Here is a 17,917-nt window from a genome sequence, read left to right as displayed (position 1 = left end):
GGGAGGTTGTCGAGCGTGCACACTGCGTCGCGGCCTCCCTCCCTGCCCGTAGGACTCCGGCAGCCCAAACTGCCTGGGTCACGAGAGGAGAACCCATGTCGCTCGACGTCTCACCGGCCCTACTCGAACAGGCCGAGCGAGGCGAGGTCGACGAAGCCGCTTTCGTCGACTGCGTCCGGACCTCCCTGCCTTACGCATGGGAGATGATCAGCTCGTTGGTGGCCCAGCTGGAGGTTGAGGGCGGAGAGTTCGCCGACAACCAGACGCCGCCGCCGGACGAGCAGGCGCGCGGGCAGCTGCTGCGCGCGCTCGCGAGTGACGCGATACGGGGTGCGCTGCAGCGGCACTTCGGGGTGCGCCTGGCATTCCAGAACTGCCACCGTGTGGCCGTGTTCCCGCTGGATTCCTCGGTGGACGACCGGCTGGCCAAGTTCACCTCGATCCGCGGCCAGCTGCTCAACCAGTCCCCGGAACTTCGGGACTGCTAGCAGTACCGGTACTCCGCTGCCGCTCCGTGTCGCGGGAGGTGCGACTGACACAGGAGCGGCAGCCCCAGGCCCCGTGCGGGGTCACACCAGCAGGGGGAGGACCTCCGCGCCGAGGCGGCGGACGTTGTCCTCCGTGGCGGCGAGGTCACCCGACCCCTCCGTCAGCAGGGCGAAGCGGGTGATGCCCGTCCGCTCCGCGGTCTGCGCCAGCCGGTCCGCCGCCAGGGCGGGGCTGCCGACGGGGTGCAGGGAGCACAGCAGTTCCGTGTACGCGTGCGGGTCCCGCATCGCGCGCTGCCGGCCGTCCACCGTCACGTGGGCGTCCAAGCCCTGCCGGAACCAGCCCGGCATCGACTTCAGCAGGGTCTCGCGCGCGTCGGCCGTGCGGTCCGCCAGCTGACAGACCCCGGCCGACACGTGCCCGGCGGCCCGTACGGACTCGGGCGGATGCCCGTGCGCCAGCGCGGTCCGCCGCCACAGCGCGACCTGCTCGGCCTTCTCCTCGTCCCCGCAGTGCATGCCCAGCAGCATCGGCAGCCCGCGCTCCGCGGCCAGCCGTACCGACGCCGGGGAGGTGCAGGCGACGATCACTTCCGGCCCCGTCCCGTCGCCGTCCAGCGCGTCGGCCGGGCGCGGTACGACGGCCACCTCGCGGAAGGAGTGCCGCGGCCCGGCCGCCCCCACCCTGGGCTCCGCCAGCCAGCGCCGCAGCAGGTCGAGGTCCTCCGGGAAGCCGGACTCGTACGCCTCCAGGCCGCCCCCGAACACCTCCAGGTCCACCCACGGCCCGCCGCGCCCCACCCCCAGGGTGAACCGGCCGCCCGAGGTGACGTGCAGCAGGGCCGCCTGCTCGCCGAGGGCCACCGGGTGCGTGTTCGGCATCACGCTGACCGCCGTGCCCACCCGCAGCCGCCGGGTCCGGCCCAGCAGCAGGGCCGCCAGGGTGACCGCCGACGGGCAGACCCCGTACGGCACGAAGTGGTGCTCGGCGAGCCAGACCGAGTCCAGCCCGGACTCCTCGGCCACCTCGGCGGTCCGCACCGCACGGTGCAGTGCCTCGCCCTGTCCCTGGCCCGGGAACTGGGCCGCCAGTACAAACGCTCCTACGCGCATCATCGCCCTTTGCCTCCTCGCGGCTGACGCGGCCTCCCCCAGGCGGACCGACTCGTCGACGGCATCGACGTCTGCTGGCAACAACGTCTGACACGTGCCAAAGGCACGGCCTGACAGGAAAGTTATTGAGATTGTCGGGCCAGCTCCCTGCGGAGGGCCGGCCTCCACCAGCCACCCTGCGGGTACCCCGGCTCGCTGCGCGTAGTCTGGGAGAAAGTCACTGTCGCCCGCCCTTTCGTGAGGTATACGTGTCACCGCGCCACAACCGCCCCAGGGGCGGCGAGACTCCGGACGAACGACCCGGCACCGGCCTCGACCGGTTCGGCCTGGAGCGCACCGAGGAGTACCTGGGCGAGGACTGGAAGGTCCGGCACGTCGCGGGGGCCAGTGCGGCGGGCAAGCGCTACCGCTGCCCGGGCTGCGACCAGGAGATCCCGTCGGGCACCCCGCACCTGGTGGCGTGGCCCGAGTACGGCGGCGTCGACGACCGGCGGCACTGGCACAAGGCCTGCTGGAACGCGAAGGACCGCCGCACCTCCAAGGTGCAGCGGTCCCGCAACGCGCCCCGCTACTAGAGCGGGCGGCCGTCAGACGTCGCGGCGGCGCACCACCGCGTACGAGGCGATGACCGCGCCCGTGGTCACCGCGACCAGCAGTACGAGCTGGACCACGTCGCTGGGGGCCGACCGGCCCTCCATGTCCACGCCCTGCAGCCCGAACAGCTGGACCAGGCCCACCGGGGCGTTGTAGCGCAGCACCAGTCCGCCGAGCCCCGAGGTGACCGGCCAGGAGGTCAGTATCGCCCCGAGCACCGGGGGCATGGTGACCACGCCGAGCATGACCGCGATCCCGCCCGCGGAGTGCCGTACGAGCGCGCCGACCGCGAGCGCGAGGACGCCCAGCAGGGTCACGTAGAAGGAGCCGACGGCCGCGCCCGTCCAGTCGCTCAGGCCGTGCACCCCGGCGCCGGGCCCGTTGTGCAGGATCGCGGCCCAGAGGCCGACGAACAGCACCGAGCCCAGGGTGACGAGGAACGCGGCCGTCCCGAAGACCAGGTACTTCGCGGTGAGCACCCGCAGCCGCCCGGGGGCGGCGGTGAAGGTGGTGCGGATCAGGCCCGTGCCGAACTCGGAGGAGATCGTCAGCACGCCCAGCACGATCACGGACACCTGGCCGGCCATCAGCCCGAAGAGGGCGGGGCCGGTGAACGGGAGGTACTGGTAGTCGGCGGGCGCGGTCTGGAGCACGGCGATCATGCCGACGCCGACGACCAGCGCCACGAGGGAGCCGAGCGTCCACAGGGTGGAGCGCACGGAGGTCAGCTTCGTCCACTCCGAGGCGATGGCGTGCCCCAGGTGCGGCCGCGGCGTGGGCAGCGGCGAGCTGTACGCCTGGGGCTGCTCCGCGCTCGCCGCGGGCGGGCCGGCGGGGGTGGGGGTCATCGGGGGTCCTCGGGGGTGTTCTCGGAGCCGCGGGCCAGTTCGGCCGCGCTGCCCGGCATCAGGAAGGGGCGCCCGGATCCGGGCGGAGGCGGAGCGAAGAAGCTCGCCGCGGTATCGGCCGGGACGGCCGCCTCCTCCTCCCACTCCGGGACGGTCAGCGGCTCGGGCTCCCACAGCTCGGCACGCGGGTCCTCGGTGGAGGTGTACTCGACGGAGGACTGGGTCATCCGCATGTACGCCTCCTCCAGCGAGGCCCGGTGCGGAGAGAGCTCCCACAGCAGTACGCCCGCCCCGTGCGCGAGGCCGCTGATGCGGGGCAGCTCCAGCCCGGTCACCCGCAGCGCCCCGTCGGGCTCCTGGAGGACCCGCCCGCCCGCCTGCGTCAGCGCGGCGGCGAGGGCGGTCCGGCCGTCGGAACCGCCGGCCGCGGGGCCGGCGGCCGCGCGTACCCGCGCGAATCCGGCCGAGTTGTGCGTGATGAAGTCCTGGGTGCTCATGTCGGCCAGCAGCCGGCCCCGGCCGATCACGATCAGGTGGTCGGCGGTCAGGGCCATCTCGCTCATCAGGTGCGAGGAGACGAAGACGGTCCGGCCCTCGGCGGCCAGCTTCCGCATGAGGTTTCGGACCCAGAGGATGCCCTCGGGGTCGAGGCCGTTGACCGGCTCGTCGAAGAGCAGCACCTGCGGGTCGCCGAGCAGGGCGGCCGCGATGCCGAGGCGCTGGCCCATGCCGAGGGAGAAGCCCTTCGTGCGCTGGCGCGCGGCGTCCTGGAGGCCGACCACGCCGAGGACCTCGTCCACGCGCTTCTCGGGGATCCCCGAGAGCTGGGCGATGGCCAGCAGGTGTGCACGGGCCCGGCGGCCGCCGTGCATGGCCTTGGCGTCGAGCAGGGCGCCGACGTGGCGCTGTGCGTTCGGCAGCTCCCGGAAGGGGAGGCCGTTGATCGTGACGCGGCCGGAGGTGGGCCGGTCCAGCCCGAGGACCATGCGCATGGTGGTGGACTTGCCGGAGCCGTTGGGTCCCAGGAAGCCGGTCACGTGACCCGGCTTGACCTGGAAGGACAGCTGGTCGACGGCGGTCTTGGCGCCGAAGCGCTTGGTCAGGCCGACTGCCTCGATCATCCTTGTGCCCCTTGCCAGCCCGGACGGCTCTCGCCCGCGTACGCCTTAAGAGGATATCGAGGCTCCTGCGGTTCCCTCCCGGGCCGGATCCCTGAGCTGCCCCTGAGATCCGACCCGGGGATGTCCCGTAGTACGCGGGGCGTCCGTCACGAGGAGGACACCGTGTCACTCCGGTCCGTCACGCGTCGCGGTTCTTCAGGACCAGGTAGCCCCCCAGTACTGAGGCGGCCACCCACAGGGCCATGATCCCAAGCCCGCCCCAGGGGCCGTAGGGCGCCTGGACCTGGTTCATGACGTCCGGGACGATCTGCATGATCTTGGAGCCCGCCTTGTCGGGCAGGTACTGGGCGTACCTGCGGGTCGTGGCGAAGGCGCTCAGCAGGTTGGAGACGATCAGGAAGAGCGGGATCAGAATGCTGATCGAGGCGACCGAGCTGCGCAGCATGGCGGCCACACCCATGGAGAACAGCGCGAGGAGCGCCATGTACACGCCTGCGCCGATCACGGCGCGCAAGACGTTCGCCCCGTCGATGCCGATGCCGTGGTCGCCCAGGATCGCCTGGCCGAGGAAGAACGACACGAAGCTGGTCAGCAGCCCGACGACCAGGGCCAGGGCCGTGGCCACGGTGACCTTGCCCAGCAGGAAGCCCGCGCGTCCGGGGACGGCGGCCAGCGAGGTGCGGATCATGCCGGTGCTGTACTCGGTGCTGACCACCAGCACGCCGAAGACGATCATCGACAGCTGGCCGAAAGCCATCCCGCTGAAACTCAGCAGGGTGGGGTCGAACGTGGCTCGCTCGGCCTCGTTCATGTCGTCGAAGCCTGCGTTGACCGCGGCACAGAAGGCGGCGCTGAAACCGACGGTCGCGAGGAAGGCGATGACGAGCGTCCAGCTCGTCGAGGCGACGGTGCGGATCTTGGTCCACTCGGACCGGAGGGCGGCGGAGTAGGCCACGTCACTCACCGCCCTTGCGGGTGGCCTCGAAGCCGGCTCCCCAGGCGGGGCCGCCGGGCGGGGGCACGGCCGCGCCGGGGGCGCCGGGGGCGTGGGCGTGGTACTCGACGGAGTCCGCCGTCATGCGCATGAACGCTTCCTCCAGTGAGGCCCGTTGGGGGCTGAGTTCGTGCAGCACGATCTGGTGCTGGGCCGCCAGTTCGCCGAGCCGCTCGGGTTCGACGCCGTCGATCTCCAGGGTGCCGGTGGCGGGCACGCTGACCGCGTTGATGCCGGCCTCGTGCAGTACGTCCTTGAGCCGTTCCTGCTGCGGCGAGCGCAACCGTACGTAACTGCGGGAGTTCTGCCGGATGAAATCGGACATCGACATGTCGGCAAGGAGCTTTCCCTGTCCGATGACGATCAAATGGTCTGCGGTCAGCGCCATTTCACTCATCAAGTGGGAGGAGACGAAGATCGTTCTCCCTTCCGAGGCCAGACCCTTCATAAGATTGCGGATCCAGAGAATTCCCTCGGGGTCGAGACCATTGACGGGTTCGTCGAACATCAGGATCTCCGGATCGCCCAGCAGCGCAGCGGCGATTCCCAGCCGCTGGCCCATTCCGAGCGAAAATCCTTTCGACCTCTTCTTGGCCACGGCCGTCAGGCCGACCAGGTCCAGGACCTCGGCCACCCGCTGTTCCGGGATCCGGTTCGACTGGGCCAGGCAGAGGAGGTTGTTGTACGCGCTGCGACCGCCGTGCATGGCTTTCGCGTCCAGCAGCGCCCCGATGTGCTTCAGCGGTTCCGGCAGGTCCCGGTAGTGCTTCCCGTCGATCCGGACCGAACCGCCCGACGGGCGGTCGAGGTCGAGCATCATGCGCATGGTCGTGGACTTCCCCGCCCCGTTGGGGCCCAGGAAGCCGGTCACCACCCCCGGCCTGACCTGGAAGCTGAGGTCGTCCACGGCGGTCTTCGCGCCGAATCGTTTCGTAAGGCCCTCGAGCTCGATCATGCGGCCACGCTAGAACGGCCAGGGGCCGTACGCCACCTCAAAAAGATGACATACGGCCCCTGATGTGCCGGTTCGACTACCAGTGGGTAGACGGCGGCGTACGCGCGGGCGTACTAGCGGCTCTGCTGAGCCGGGACGCCCCGGCTGACCGGCTCGTCGTCGATCGGGGAGCCGGCGGCCGCCACCGCGGCGCCCGTCAGCGTCGCCAGCATCTCGCGGACGTTGGTCAGCTGCGCGTTGATGGAGTCGCGGCGGTTGGTCAGCGCCGCCAGCTCGCGCTCGGACTCGCTGCGGATGCGGTCGGCCTTGGCGTTGGCGTCGGCCACGATGTCCTCGGCCTGGCGCTGCGCGGTCTCCACCGTCTGCCGGGCCCGGCGCTCGGCGTCCGTACGCAGCTTCTCGGCCTCCAGGCGCAGCTGCTCGGCCCGGTGCTCGATCTCCGCCAGGCGCTTCTCGGCCTTCTGCTGACGCGAGGCCAGGTCGCGCTCCGACTGCTCGCGGCGCTTGGCCAGGTTGGTCTCGAAGTCCGCGGCGGCCTGGGCGGCCTTGGCGCGGGTCTCCTCGAACAGGGCGTCGGCCTCCTCGCGCTTGGAGGCCGCGTCCTTCTGGGCCTCGGCGCGCAGGGCGGCCGCGTCGCCCTTGGCCTTCTCGACGATGCGGACGCCCTCGTCCTCCGCGTTCGACTTCCGGTCCGCCGCGAACGACTCGGCGTCGTTGCGCACCTGCTGGGCCGCCGACTCGGCCAGCTCGCGGTGCTGCTCGGCCGCGCGACGGGCCTCCTCGCGCAGGTCCTTCGCCTCCTCCTCGGCCAGCCGCAGGATCTTCTCGACCCGGGCGCCGAGACCGGCGTACGACGGCTCGGCGTCGCTCACCTGGGCCTGGGCGTTCTGCGTTTCGAGGTGCAGCTCCTCGATCCGCTTTTCCAGAGAGTTGATACGTCCTAGGGCGCTGTCGCGGTCGGAGACCAGCTTGGTAATGCGGTCGTCCACCTGACCGCGGTCGTAACCACGCCGCACGAGCTCGAAGCCGAAGGGGGAGGAAGTGTCGCTCATGGGGTTCCTGTCGAATGAGACCGATGAGGTGCTACGTGAGGTGTTAAGGGGAATCCTAGGCGCCCCGGCGGCGTGTCATCGAGTCAATCCGGGTTTGCCCTGGACAATGACACCCCTTTTGAGTGGCAAGGCGACGGAATGATTGTCACTCCTTCGACTGAACCTCCCTCAGAAGCACACATCCTGTGTTCTGGCTACCCCTCTGACGCCTTGCCACCCGAACGAGTGGAACCCGCTGATGCGCCGGCCTTCACGCCCCCCGCGCCCTGACCGCCCAATGCGGGCTTTCCGCCACCCGAAGGTGCCTCGAATGATTCCAACGCCTCAAGAACGTCCTGGACACGGGAGATCTCCGCCTGAATGTCCTCGCGCCTGCGCACCAGGACCTCCAGCTCGCGACGACCCTCGTCGACCAGCCGCTCCGCCTCCGCCGTCGCCTCCGCGAGCACCTTCTCGGCCTGCCGCGACAGCTCCGCCTTCTTCGTCTCGGCCTCCTTGAGCAGCGTCTCGGCCTTGCGCACGGCCGCGATGCGGACCTTGCTCGCCTCGCTGCTCGCGTCCGACACCAGCTCCTTGGCCTTCGCCTCCGCCGCGGCGCTCTGCTCGGTCGCCGCACGGACCAGCTTGTCCACGCGCTCGCCGGCCGACTTCATCTGCTCGGCCGACTCCCGGCGGGCACGCTCGTGCAGCTCCTCCACCTCGGACTCGACGCGCGAACGCAGCTCCTCCGCCCGCTCCCTTATGGCGGCCGCGTCCGTACGCGCGCCGACCAGCAGCTCGTCCGCGTCCGTCCGGGCCTTCTCCACCGTGGAGTTGCCCTCGACGGTCGCCTCCGACGTGATGCGCGCCGCCTCCTTGCGGGCGGCGTCGACCATCGCGTCGGCCTGCTCCTCCGCCGCGGTGGTCGCGGCCAGCGCCTGCCGGCCCGCTTCCGAGGTCAGCTTGTCCGCCTCGGCGGCCGCCTCCGTGATGAGCCGGTCCACCTGCTCCGCGGCCTCCGTACGCCGCTTGTTGGCCTCTTCGCGGGCCTCGTCCAGCAGCCGCTCCGACTCCTCGCGGGTCTCGGTACGGGTGCGCTCCGCGTCGGTCGCCGCCTCCGCCTTCACCCGCTCCGCCTCGGACCGGGTACGGGTCGCGTGCTCCTGCGCCGAGGCCAGCGCCTCCGCGGCCTCCGCACGCAGCCGCTCGGCCTCGCCCGCCGCCTCGCCGACCGTGCGCTCGTTGTCCTTGCGCGTCTGCTCGGTGAGCTTGTCCGCCTCGGACGCCGCCTCGGTGATGAGCCGGTCCGCCTGCTCGGCGGCCTCGGTGCGCAGCCGGTTGCCCTCGGCGCGCGCCTCGTCCAGGGTCTGCTCGGCGTCCCGCTCGGCGGCCTCCAGGGTCTCGTTCGCCGCGGCCGTGACGCGCTCCGCCTCCGCGGTGGCCTCGCCGATGATCCGGCCGCCCTCCGCGCGGGCCTCCTCCAGCGTCCGCGCCGCCTCCGCGACGAGCCGGTCGGCCTCGGCCGCGGCCTCGCCGACCGTGCGCTCGTTGGCCGCGCGGGTCTCCTCGATGAGCCGGTCGCCCTCCGCGCGCGAATCCACCAGGATCCGCGCCGAGTCCCGCTCGGCGGCGGCCAGGGTGTCGGCCGCCTGGGCCTTCAGGGCAGCGGCTCGCGCCTCGCCCTCCTCCAGGACCCGTGCCGCCTCGGCCGTCAGGCGCTCGGCCTCCGCGGCCGCCTCGCCGACCGTGCGCTCGTTGTCCCTGCGGGTCTGCTCGGTGAGCTTGTCCGCCTCGGACGCCGCCTCGGTGATGAGCCGGTCCGCCTGCTCGGCGGCCTCGGTGCGCAGCCGGTTGGCCTCCGCCCGCGCCTCGTCCAGGGTGCCCGCGGCCTCGGTGCGGGTGGCGTCAGCCGCCTCGGCGGCCTCGCCGGTGAGCCGCTCGGCCTCCGCCCGGGCGTCGGCGACGGTCGCCGCGTTCGCCGCGAGGGTCTCCTCGGTGAGGCGCTCCGCCTCCGCCTCGGCGTCGGCCACGATCCGGGCGCCCTCGGTACGCGAGGCCTCCAGGGACTCCGCCGCCTCGCCGCGGATCCGGTTCGCGTCGTCACGGGCGTCCGCCCGGGTCCGCGCCGCGTCCCGCTCGGCCGCCGCCAGGGCGTCCGTCGCCTCGGTGCGCACCCGCTGCGCGTACTCGGCCGTGTCGGCCCGCAGCTGCTCGGACTCGGTGATCGCGTCGCCGACGGTCCGGGCCGCCAGCTCCTTCGCCGCGTCCGTCTCCACCCGGGCCTCGCTGCGCACCCGCGCGGCGTCCTCGGCCGCGCGCTCGCGCTCCGCGTGGGCGTCGGCGCGGACCCGGTCCGCCTCCTCCTCCGCCTCGGTGCGGGTACGGTCCGCCGCGTGCTCGGCCGCGCTGCGCAGCCCGGTGATCTCCTCCTCGGCCTGCTCGTGCAGCCCGGCCACGGAATCCCGTACCTGCTGCGCGGTGGCCTCGGCCGCGGCGACCAGCTCCGCCGCGCGGCGCTCCGCCTCCTCGGTCAGGCGGGCCGCCTCGGCCTGCGCCTCCTCCGAGCGCTTGCGGGCCTGCGCCAGCAGCTCCTCGTTCTGCTCACGGGCCTGCGCCCGCTCGTTGCCCGCGTCCGTCCGGGCCGCCGACAGGGTCTCCTCGGCCTCCCGGCGGCGCCGCGCGGCCTCCTCCTGGGCGGCCGCCAGGGCCTCCGCGGCCTCCTCGGCGACCCGTTCGGCCGCCGCCTTCGCCTCGGCGCGCAGCCGGTCCGCGGTCTCCTGCGCCTCCGTGCGCACCCGCTCGGACTCGGCCTCCGCCTCGGCGCGCAGCCGTACGGAGACCAGCTCGGCCTCCGCGCGGACCCGGCCCGCGTCCTGCGCGGCCTCGGAGCGCAGCTGCTCGGACTCCGCCTCCGACTGCGCCTGGAGGGTACGGATCCGCTCGGCCGCCTCGGCGCGCAGCCGGTCGTTCTCCTCGGTGGTCTCCTTGCGGATGTTCTCCGCGGCCAGGCGGGACTCGCGCAGCGTCTGCTCCGCCGACGCCAGCCGGGCCTCGGCGTCCGCCTGCAGCCGGACCAGCTCCGCGTCGGCCTCGGCCCGCTTGGCGGCCAGGGCCTGCTCGGTCTCCTCGCGGCGCGCCCGTACGGCGGCGTCCGTCTCCGCGGTCAGGGCCTCGGCCTGCTCCTCGGCCTCCGCGCGCAGCCGCTCGGCCTCGGCGCGGGTCCGCTCCAGCGTCTCTTCGGCCTGCCGGCGCAGGGTGGTGGCCCGCTCCACGGCCTCGGCGCGGACCCGCTCGCTCTCGGCGGTCGCGCCGGAGCGCAGCTCGTCCGCGTCCGCCTTGGCCTTGCCCAGCAGCTCCTCGGCGGTCTTGGCCGCCTCCTCGATCTGCTGCACCGCCTCGCGGCGGGCCTCGCCGCGGATCCGCTCGCCCTCGGCGACGGCCTCCGCGCGCAGCTGCTCGGCCTCGCCGCGCAGCCGCCGCGCCTCCTCCTGGAGTTCGACCGTGCGGGCCCGGTACTCCTCGGTGTCGTCCTTCGCGGCGCCCTTGAGCTCGTCGGCGGTGGCCGCCGCCTGGGCGCGCAGCCGCTCCGCCTCGCTCTCCGCCTCGCGGCGGATCCGCTCGGCCTCCTCGGAGGCGGCGCGGGTCGTCGCCCGGGCATCCTCCGAGGCCTTGTTCAGTACGTCCTCGGCGGTGCGGGCCGCCTTCGCCAGCTGCGCCGCCGTGTCCTCGGCGGCGGCCGTACGAGCCTGCTCGCCGGCCTCGGTGCGCAGCCGCTCCGCCTCGGCGCGGGCGTCGGCCAGCGCGTGCTCGGCCTCGGCCTTGAGGACCTCGGCCTCCTTCGTGGCCTCGCCGACCAGCCGGGCGACCTGCTCCTTCGCGGTGCGGGTGCGCTGGTCGTTGACGGACTCCGCCGAGGCGAGCTGCCGGGCGGCGCTCTCCTTGGCGTCCGCGAGCAGCTTCTCCGCCTCGGCCCGGGCGGCGCGCAGCGCCCCGTCGGCCTCCTGGACGCGGGCTTCGGCGACCCGGCCCAGGTCCATGGTCTGCTGCCGGGTCTGCTCGGCCTCGGCGGTGGTGGTGGTGCGCAGCCGCTCCGCGTGCTCGGTGGCCTCCTGGGCCTGCGCGGAGGCGGCGGCGAGCAGCCGCTCGGCCTCCTTGCGGGCGCGCAGCAGCGCGGACTCGGCCTCGGCGCGCGCGGCCTCCGCGTCGGCGGCGAGCCGGCGGCGGGCCTCCTCGGCGGTCCGGGCGGCCTCGGCACGGGCGGCGTTCAGCGCCTGCTCGGCCTCGGCGCGGGACTCCTCCATGAGCCGGCGGGCCTGGGACTCCGTGCGGGCGCGCAGCTGCTCGGCCCAGGCGACGTTCTCGTTGACGTGCGCCTCGACGGTCTGGCGGCGCTCGTTGAGCTCCTGGTCCAGGCGCTGGCGCCGGTTGACGGCCTCGGCGTGCAGCTCGGCCTGGAGGCGTGCCTGGTGCTCGGCGTGCTCCTGGAGGATCCGCTGGGTCTGCGCCCGGGCGTCGCGCAGTTCGCGCTCGGCGTCGGACCGCATCTGGTCGGCCTGCACCTGGGCGTTGCGCAGCAGCTGCTCCGCCTGGTAGCCCATGTCCGCGCCGTCGTAGGCAGGGCGGGACGCGAGCGCGCGCCGCACCTCGTGCAGCTTGGCGCGCAGCACCTCGACCTGGTACCCGAGGTCCTCGGCGTGCTGGACGGCCTTCCCGCGCTCCTTCTTCAGCCGCTCCATCTCGGCTTCGAAGCGCGAGAGATGGTCGGCTTCGGCCTGATGGCTCTCCTGGCTTTCGTAGCCCCGCACAGCGCGGTCCCATCCGTCCCCTGGTCGCAAGCTCACTCCCAAATGAGCATCGCTCGCCCGCTGAACGACGCCCCCGGGGAATGGTGTCAGATGTCGGGGCAGGGCTTGCAGGCCCCGACCCCGTTCCGCACCGAACCCCGGCCGAGCCATGGCCACTCTACCGGCCGGGGAATGGGGACATCAGTGCGCTGCTGCCGGGCGGCCCCGGGCCGGGGGGTGGGACGTCCTGATCGACGGGCCCGCCATGCGCGGATCCGCGATGTCCGGACGGACCGGCAGGGCGGCTGGACGCGGACGGCACACCACATCCGGTGGTGCGCCGTGACGGGGGCTCGCGTCAGTGTGCGGTCGGCTGATCGGGGTTGCTCGTCACCAGTTCGGTGAGGACTCCGTGGCAGTCCTTGGGGTGCAGGAAGGTGATCCGGGAGCCCATGGAGCCGGTGCGGGGCTCGTCGTAGAGGACGCGGACGCCCTTGCCGCGGACGGCCTCCGCGTCGCCGTCGACGTCGGCCGTGCCGAAGGCGATGTGGTGGACGCCCTCGCCGTTCTTGGCCAGCCACTTGGCCACCGTGGAGTCCTCGCGGGTGGGCTCCAGGAGCTGGAGGTAGGAGGCCCCGCCGTCGGAGGTCTCGTTGATCTTGAGCATGGCCTCGCGGACGCCCTGCTCCTCGTTGACCTCGGTGTGGAACACCTCGAACCCGTACGTGGCACGGTAGAACTCGACGGTCTTGTCCAGGTCGAAGCAGGCGATCCCGATGTGGTCGATTCTTGTCAGCATGGGACCAGTGCACCGCCGAGGAGGGCAGTCACGCAACGTGCCAGCGATCACACCGACTGCCCGGTGACTGCGCGGGTACCGCTCAGTACATTCGGGTAAACCCTCGTTCACTCCTCATCCTCAAGGGGCTGTGCCTCATGTCCGGAACGAACAACACCACCTCAGTGATCGTCGCCGGGGCCCGCACGCCCATGGGGCGGCTGCTCGGCTCGCTGAAGTCCTTCTCGGGCGCCGACCTCGGCGGCTTCGCCATCAAGTCCGCGCTGGAGCGGGCCGGGATCTCCGGCGACCAGGTCCAGTACGTGATCATGGGCCAGGTGCTCCAGGCCGGCGCGGGCCAGATCCCCGCCCGCCAGGCCGCCGTCAAGGCCGGCATCCCCATGAACGTGCCCGCGCTCACCGTCAACAAGGTGTGCCTGTCGGGTCTGGACGCCATCGCGCTGGCCGACCAGCTCATCCGCGCCGGGGAGTTCGACATCGTGGTCGCGGGCGGCCAGGAGTCGATGACCAACGCCCCGCACCTGCTGCCGAAGTCCCGCGAGGGCTACAAGTACGGCGCCATCGAGATGCTCGACGCGATGGCCTACGACGGCCTGACCGACGCCTTCGAGAACATCGCGATGGGCGAGTCCACCGAGAAGCACAACACCCGCCTGGGCATCGAGCGCGCCCCGCAGGACGAGTTCGCCGCCGCCTCGCACCAGCGCGCCGCCGCCGCGCAGAAGAACGGCGTCTTCGAGGCCGAGATCACCCCGGTCGAGATCCCGCAGCGCAAGGGCGACCCGGTGATCTTCGCCGCGGACGAGGGCATCCGTCCCGAGACCACGGTGGAGTCCCTGGGCAAGCTGCGCCCGGCGTTCGCCAAGGACGGCACGATCACCGCCGGCACCTCCTCGCAGATCTCCGACGGCGCCGCCGCCGTGGTCGTGATGAGCAAGGCCAAGGCCGAGGAGCTGGGCCTGGAGTGGCTCGCCGAGATCGGTGCCCACGGCAACGTGGCCGGCCCCGACAACTCCCTCCAGTCGCAGCCCTCGAACGCGATCCTGCACGCCCTGGAGAAGGACGGCCTGGAGGTCTCCGACCTGGACCTCATCGAGATCAACGAGGCCTTCGCGGCGGTCGCCGTGCAGTCAATGAAGGACCTCGGCGTGACCCCGGAAAAGGTGAACGTCAACGGCGGCGCCATTGCCCTGGGCCACCCGATCGGCATGTCCGGCGCCCGCGTGGTGCTGCACCTGGCGCTGGAGCTCAAGCGGCGCGGCGGCGGGACCGGCGCGGCCGCCCTCTGCGGCGGCGGCGGCCAGGGCGACGCCCTCGTGATCCGCGTTCCGAAGGCGTAGGGGCGAGCGCATGACGACGGTGGACGTCCCCACGCTGGTGGCACAGGCCCGTGAGGGCCGGCCGCGGGCAGTGGCCCGGCTGATCTCACTGGTCGAGGGGGCGTCCCCGCAACTGCGCGAGGTGATGGCCGCCCTGGCCCCGCTGACCGGCGGTGCGTACGTGGTGGGGCTGACCGGCTCCCCGGGAGTCGGGAAGTCGACCTCGACGTCGGCGCTGGTCTCGGCCTACCGCGCGGCCGGCAAGCGGGTCGGCGTGCTCGCGGTCGACCCGTCCTCGCCCTTCTCGGGCGGGGCCCTGCTCGGCGACCGGGTCCGGATGTCGGACCACGCGTCCGACCCCGGGGTCTACATCCGCTCCATGGCCACCCGAGGGCACCTGGGCGGGCTCGCCTGGGCGGCTCCGCAGGCGATCCGGGTGCTGGACGCGGCGGGGTGCGACGTGATCCTCGTCGAGACGGTCGGGGTCGGGCAGTCCGAGGTGGAGATCGCCTCGCAGGCCGACACCTCGGTGGTGCTGCTGGCGCCGGGCATGGGCGACGGGATCCAGGCCGCGAAGGCGGGGATCCTGGAGATCGGCGACGTGTACGTGGTGAACAAGGCCGACCGGGACGGCGCCGACGCCACCGCCCGGGAGCTGAACCACATGCTGGGCCTGGGCGAGACCCGGGGCCCGGGCGACTGGCGGCCGCCGATCGTCAAGACGGTCGCGGCGCGCGGGCAGGGCATCGACGAGCTGGTCGAGGCGCTGGAGAAGCACCGGGCGTGGATGGACGAGCGCGGGGTGCTGGCCGAGCGCCGGGCGGCGCGGGCGGCCCGGGAGGTGGAGACCATCGCGATCACCGCCCTGCGGGGGCGCCTGGCGGACCTGCACGGGGACGCGCACCTGGACGCGCTGGCGGCCCGGGTGGCGGCCGGCGAGCTGGACCCGTACGCGGCCGCGGACGCGCTGCTGGACGGTCTGACCGAGGGCTGAGGGGCGCGGGCCGAAAAGGAGAAAGGGCGGGGAGCATCGGCTCCCCGCCCTTTCCCGTGTGCGCCGTGCGGGCCGCGTGTGCTCAGATCTTGCCGCGGTTGCCGCGCAGGTGCTCCGCGACCGGGCGCAGCGACTCGCGCAGTGCCTGGAGGGCCTCCGGCGGCAGCAGGTCGATGAAGTGCTCGCGCACGGACGCCACGTGGTGCGGGGCGACCTTGCGCATGGTCTCCATGCCCTCGTCCGTCAGGACCGCGTACAGGCCGCGGCGGTCGGACTCGCAGTTCACCCGGCGGACCAGGCCCGCGGTCTCCATGCGGGTGATCTGGTGCGAGAGCCGGCTCTTGGACTGGAGCGTGGCCGTGGCCAGGTCGCTCATGCGCATCCGCAGGCCGTCCGACTCCGAGAGGTTCACCAGGATCTCGTAGTCGTTGTTGGTGAGTCCGAAGGGCTGGAGATCCTTTTCCAGCTGGTGCATCAGCAGTCTGCTGACGTCCAGGTGGGTGCGCCAGGCGCACTGTTCGGCGTCGGTAAGCCAGCGGGTGGCCGTCTCGGTCTCCATCGTCTCCATGAAAGAACTCTACCTAAGAAGTTGAATTACGTACAAAAATAGGAACATCGGATTCTGGTGGTGCGGGCCACGGGCCTCACAGCCCGAAGCGCCGCTGGAGATCGCCCAGCTGCCCCGGCATCCGGGGCACGCCCAGCTGGCCCAGCGGACCCTGGCCGGCCCCCGGAACGCCCTGCGCGTTGCCCGTGGCCGCCCCGGCGCCCACCGCGCCCACCGACTGCTCGGCCATCAGCAGCTCGGTCGACTGGAGCAGGACCGTGCCCGCGCCGACGAACTCGAACTGGTGCTCCTCGCCCGAGGTGCCGCCGATGCCGGTCAGCGAACGCAGCCCGCCCATCACGCCCGACATGTAGCCGTGGTCGTAGTGGTGGCAGGGGGAGGGGCAGTCCGCCCACCCCACCAGCGCCTGCGGGTCGACGCGCAGCGGCGGCTCCATGAACACCACCGGTCCGTTGGACGCCGCCACGAACTTCCCGGTTCCGATCAAGGTCAGGAAACCCGGGACGATCGACTGCTTGAGCGCCAGCGAGGGCTCGTACGCCAGCAGGTTCCCCGACCGGATGGTCAGGTTGCCCTCGTCCAGGTCGTACGAGTTCACGTCGAAGGCCCGGTCGGCCAGCAGCATCTTGCCCTGACCCTCGGCCACCACCCAGTCACTGGCGTGCAGCGGCGAGTGGAAGCTGGTGCGCAGCAGGCGGTCGAAGCGGCCGTTGCCGATGCCGTTGAACTCGATGCGCCCGTAGTAGGCGATCATCTTGCCCTTCTGCAGGAACCACTGGCTCCCCTTGAGCTCCACGCAGAAGGTGTACGCGTTCACGTTGTCGTCGGAGGGCAGGCTGTGCGGGTCGAACACCGTCGGGCCGCCCGGGCCCGGGTTCACGGGGCCAAAGTTCACAGCTTCTCCTCCGAGGCCTGTACGTAGACCGCGCCCTGGCCGGAGAGCTCCAGCTGGAACGCCTCGCCCGAGCCGCGCCCCACCATGTCCCGCCAGCCGAGCGCGGTGGAGAGCTTGTTCCGGACGTCCCCGTGGTGGGCCACGTACGCCTGCGGGTCGACGTGGACCGGCCGGTTCGGGGTGATGGGGAGCTCGATGACTCCGCCGTGGGCCATCACGGCGACCGCGCCGTGGCCCTTCAGGGTGGTGGTGAACAGGCCCTGGCCGGTCACCTGGCCGCGCACCATGCCCATGACCCCGCCCTGCGAGCCCATGAACATCGTGCCCTGCTGGAGGGTGCCGTCGAAGGCGAGCAGCCGGTCGGCCTCGACGTACAGGGTCTCGCCCTGGAGGTTGATCACCTGGATGTGGTGGCCGCCGTGGCCGAACATCACGGTGCCGCTGCCCTCGACCGTCATCAGCGGGGTCTGCTCGTTCGCCACCCGGCGCCCGATCATGCCCATGACGCCGCCCTGGCCGCCGGTGATGCTCGGGGTGAAGGAGACCTCGCCCCGGTAGGCGAGCATCGCCCCGCGCTGGCTGTACATCTTCTGGCCGGGGACCACCTGGGCCTCGACCATCTTCGAGTTGATCTCGCGGAACGGCATCAGATGTCACCCCCGACGGTGTTGCGCTCGCTCGGCTGGACGTACACCAGGCCCTCGCCCTCGAAGCGGATCTGGAACGCCTCGCCGGAGCCCTCGCCGATCAGGGTGCGGAAGTTGATCCCCGACTGGAAGGACTGCTGGAGGTTGCCGGTGTGCGCGATGTACGCGCCCGGGTCGACCGACAGCGGGTACTGGGAGCTGACGCGCAGCACCACCGCCGGCCCGTCGGACATGATCGCCGCCTGGCCGGAGCCCTCCACGGTCGTGGTGAAGAGCCCGTTGCCCGAGGTCGCGCCGCGCAGACCGGTGAAGGTCGTGCCGGTGCGCAGGCCGGCGTCGGTGCACAGCAGGTTGCTGGACTCGACGTAGAGCTTCTCGCCGTGCAGGTTCACGAGGTTGATCTCGCTCGCGCGGTCGGCGAAGTAGCAGGTGCCGTGCCCCTGCACCTCCATCACGGTCATCTGTTCGCCGGTCAGCCGGCGGGTCACCATTCCGCGGAGGCCTTCGCCGCCGCCGGTCATCTTCTTGAAGGCCATCTGGCCGTCGTACGCGACCATGGCGCCGTTCTTCGCTTTCACGGCGTCACCGGTCAGGTCGACGGCGAGCACCTTGCTGCCTTGGAGTCTGAACTGAGCCACGGGGACGAAGGTATCGGCAGAGGGCCGGGGCGAACAGGGCCTGGTGGGCCGATATCCGCCACAATCGCCGGGCTTCGGGGGATCCGGGGCCCCGCGGCAAGATCGCGGAGGGCGGCTGAGACACTGGGA

At 72.3% G+C, this 17,917-nt stretch carries 16 protein-coding genes; 4 read left to right on the top strand and 12 right to left on the bottom strand.

Features of this window, described 5'->3' with window-relative positions:
- Nucleotides 1–95: 95 nt before the first annotated feature.
- Entirely contained in the window at nt 96–488 is a 393-nt protein-coding gene (locus ACZ597_RS01715; protein ID WP_007266607.1) for an SCO5389 family protein, read from the top strand.
- An 81-nt stretch (nt 489–569) separates the two neighbouring features.
- Here the strand turns inward: ACZ597_RS01715 and ACZ597_RS01710 are convergent, their stop codons facing one another.
- Nucleotides 570–1,601 carry an LLM class flavin-dependent oxidoreductase gene (locus tag ACZ597_RS01710; protein ID WP_471325080.1) on the bottom strand — a complete coding sequence of 344 codons (1,032 nt, stop codon included), beginning with the start codon at nt 1,599–1,601 and terminating at the stop codon, nt 570–572.
- Nucleotides 1,602–1,849: 248 nt separating this feature from the next.
- Between ACZ597_RS01710 and ACZ597_RS01705 the strand changes: the two genes are divergently transcribed.
- Entirely contained in the window at nt 1,850–2,176 is a 327-nt protein-coding gene (locus ACZ597_RS01705; RefSeq protein ID WP_385767167.1) for an ATP/GTP-binding protein, read from the top strand.
- A 12-nt stretch (nt 2,177–2,188) separates the two neighbouring features.
- Here the strand turns inward: ACZ597_RS01705 and ACZ597_RS01700 are convergent, their stop codons facing one another.
- The 7 genes from ACZ597_RS01700 to mce all read right to left on the bottom strand — a co-directional run bounded on the left by ACZ597_RS01700 (nt 2,189) and on the right by mce (nt 12,727).
- Complete coding sequence (locus ACZ597_RS01700) at nt 2,189–3,043, bottom strand: ABC transporter permease (RefSeq protein ID WP_471323579.1); 855 nt, start codon at nt 3,041–3,043, stop codon at nt 2,189–2,191.
- Complete coding sequence (locus tag ACZ597_RS01695) at nt 3,040–4,164, bottom strand: ABC transporter ATP-binding protein (RefSeq protein ID WP_471323576.1); 1,125 nt, start codon at nt 4,162–4,164, stop codon at nt 3,040–3,042. Before ACZ597_RS01695 ends, ACZ597_RS01700 begins: the two co-directional genes overlap by 4 nt.
- 178 nt (nt 4,165–4,342) lie before the next feature.
- Nucleotides 4,343–5,119 carry an ABC transporter permease gene (locus tag ACZ597_RS01690; RefSeq protein ID WP_471323573.1) on the bottom strand — a complete coding sequence of 259 codons (777 nt, stop codon included), beginning with the start codon at nt 5,117–5,119 and terminating at the stop codon, nt 4,343–4,345.
- A 1-nt stretch (nt 5,120) separates the two neighbouring features.
- The gene (locus ACZ597_RS01685) at nt 5,121–6,113 is read right to left on the bottom strand and encodes an ABC transporter ATP-binding protein (protein WP_471323570.1); all 993 of its coding nucleotides are present in this window, start codon (nt 6,111–6,113) and stop codon (nt 5,121–5,123) included.
- A gap of 113 nt (nt 6,114–6,226) precedes the next feature.
- A complete protein-coding gene (locus ACZ597_RS01680; RefSeq protein WP_471323567.1) occupies nt 6,227–7,165 on the bottom strand; it encodes a cellulose-binding protein in 939 nt (312 codons plus the stop codon).
- Nucleotides 7,166–7,359: 194 nt separating this feature from the next.
- Entirely contained in the window at nt 7,360–11,949 is a 4,590-nt protein-coding gene (gene scy, locus ACZ597_RS01675; RefSeq protein WP_471323564.1) for a polarized growth protein Scy, read from the bottom strand.
- A gap of 337 nt (nt 11,950–12,286) precedes the next feature.
- Entirely contained in the window at nt 12,287–12,727 is a 441-nt protein-coding gene (gene mce, locus ACZ597_RS01670; RefSeq protein ID WP_471323561.1) for a methylmalonyl-CoA epimerase, read from the bottom strand.
- A gap of 137 nt (nt 12,728–12,864) precedes the next feature.
- On the opposite strand from mce, the gene ACZ597_RS01665 reads away from it, so the two are divergent.
- A complete protein-coding gene (locus ACZ597_RS01665; protein WP_471323559.1) occupies nt 12,865–14,067 on the top strand; it encodes an acetyl-CoA C-acetyltransferase in 1,203 nt (400 codons plus the stop codon).
- Between the two features lie 10 nt (nt 14,068–14,077).
- Complete coding sequence (gene meaB / locus ACZ597_RS01660) at nt 14,078–15,040, top strand: methylmalonyl Co-A mutase-associated GTPase MeaB (protein ID WP_471323556.1); 963 nt, start codon at nt 14,078–14,080, stop codon at nt 15,038–15,040.
- 82 nt (nt 15,041–15,122) lie between these two features.
- On the opposite strand, the gene ACZ597_RS01655 is transcribed toward meaB, so the two are convergent.
- The 4 genes from ACZ597_RS01655 to ACZ597_RS01640 all read right to left on the bottom strand — a co-directional run bounded on the left by ACZ597_RS01655 (nt 15,123) and on the right by ACZ597_RS01640 (nt 17,788).
- Nucleotides 15,123–15,599: a MarR family winged helix-turn-helix transcriptional regulator gene (locus tag ACZ597_RS01655; RefSeq protein WP_471325077.1), complete on the bottom strand. Its 477-nt coding sequence runs from the start codon at nt 15,597–15,599 to the stop codon at nt 15,123–15,125.
- A gap of 85 nt (nt 15,600–15,684) precedes the next feature.
- Nucleotides 15,685–16,503, bottom strand: coding sequence for an AIM24 family protein (locus ACZ597_RS01650; protein WP_471323553.1), 819 nt, complete (start codon nt 16,501–16,503; stop codon nt 15,685–15,687).
- A complete protein-coding gene (locus ACZ597_RS01645) occupies nt 16,500–17,150 on the bottom strand; it encodes an AIM24 family protein (RefSeq protein ID WP_042801807.1) in 651 nt (216 codons plus the stop codon). Before ACZ597_RS01645 ends, ACZ597_RS01650 begins: the two co-directional genes overlap by 4 nt.
- The gene (locus ACZ597_RS01640) at nt 17,150–17,788 is read right to left on the bottom strand and encodes an AIM24 family protein (RefSeq protein ID WP_471323551.1); all 639 of its coding nucleotides are present in this window, start codon (nt 17,786–17,788) and stop codon (nt 17,150–17,152) included. Before ACZ597_RS01640 ends, ACZ597_RS01645 begins: the two co-directional genes overlap by 1 nt.
- Between the last annotated feature and the right edge of the window lie 129 nt (nt 17,789–17,917).

It is taken from the genome of Streptomyces sp. NPDC040718 (assembly GCF_055593565.1).
The sequence above is the reverse complement of the archived record's forward strand: the minus strand, read 5'-3'. Positions and strand labels throughout refer to the sequence as shown.